This is a genomic window from Vibrio sp. Vb0667, assembly GCF_033391095.1.
The window spans coordinates 1-1258 of record NZ_JAWPOL010000231.1 but is presented as its reverse complement, the minus strand read 5'-3'; the positions used below and the strand labels follow the sequence as shown (position 1 = coordinate 1258).

Here is a 1258-nt window from a genome sequence, read left to right as displayed (position 1 = left end):
CCCGTGTGCTCGCCTGGCTTCCACGTATCGTGTTGCTTATTGATCACAAGCAGTGACATTGGCAAGCCGCCGCCAATCGCTTTAGAAAGACACAATACATCAGGCACGATACCCGCTTCTTCGAAAGCGAAGTTGTAACCAGATTTACCCACACCACACTGGATTTCATCAAAAATCAACAGGATACCGTGCTCATCACAAATACGACGTAGTTCGCGCAACCAGAATGCTGGAGCAGGAATTACACCGCCCTCACCTTGAACTGGCTCTACGATGATCGCAGCAGGCTTCATGATACCCGCTTCATCATCGTTCAATAAACGCTCGATATAACGAATACTTGCTTTCGCACCTTCGTCACCGCCAAGACCAAATGGACAGCGTAGGTTGTATGGGAAAGGCATAAAGTGCACATCTGACATTAAGCCAGTACGACGCGCTTTTGTTCCTAAATTACCCATCATGCCCATCGTACCGTTTGTCATACCGTGGTATGCCCCACGGAAAGCAAACATGGTATTACGACCTGTCGTTTGTTTCGCTAGCTTGATCGCAGCTTCAACCGCATCAGCACCCGATGGTCCACAGAACTGAATAACACAGTTATCGCCCAGCTCTTGAGGAAGAAAAGACTTAACAGACTTAATAAAGTGAGTTTTAGCAGAAGTGGCAATATCAAGAGTTTGATAAGGCAGACCAGAGTCTAACTGCTCTTTTAACGCTTGGTTAATTTCAGGATGGTTGTAACCCAACGCTAAAGTACCAGCACCAGCTAGACAATCTAGGAAGACTTGACCACGAGTATCTTCTACCAAACAGCCATATGCTTGCTTAATCGCAATCGGTAGACGACGTGGATAAGAACGAACCTCAGATTCATGCTCCGCCTGTTCTAATAGAACTTGATCCGGCGTTAAGTCATACGTTCCCTCAACTAAAGGAACCTGAGAAGAAAAAATGTTTGCGATAGTGTTATCGACTTCAAAGGCAGTGCTCATACTACTTAATCCCTTGAATTGTAATAATTCTCGAACCTGTATTTATTTTCGTTTGAATTTAATTACAGGAGATATAGGTAAACCTCCGCATTTGTCGCTACGTAAAAGACAAATACAGATAGTCAGTCACAACATCGGTGACTTTTATTTGTGCTGGGAATTAATCAAGGTTCCGTAATGCAACCGTTTTGTAAAACAGGACATTTCGGCAGTATGAAGCTGATTAGTGTGTGTTTATTCAAAGGTTTCAATGTTGGGTT

At 44.0% G+C, this 1258-nt stretch carries 1 protein-coding gene; it reads right to left on the bottom strand.

Annotated features, from left to right (window positions below; genetic code table 11):
- Nucleotides 1–998 (bottom strand): diaminobutyrate--2-oxoglutarate transaminase family protein (locus tag R8269_RS24850; protein ID WP_318222861.1); only part of this gene is annotated, 998 nt, incomplete at its 3' end.
- Nucleotides 999–1258 lie beyond the last annotated feature (260 nt).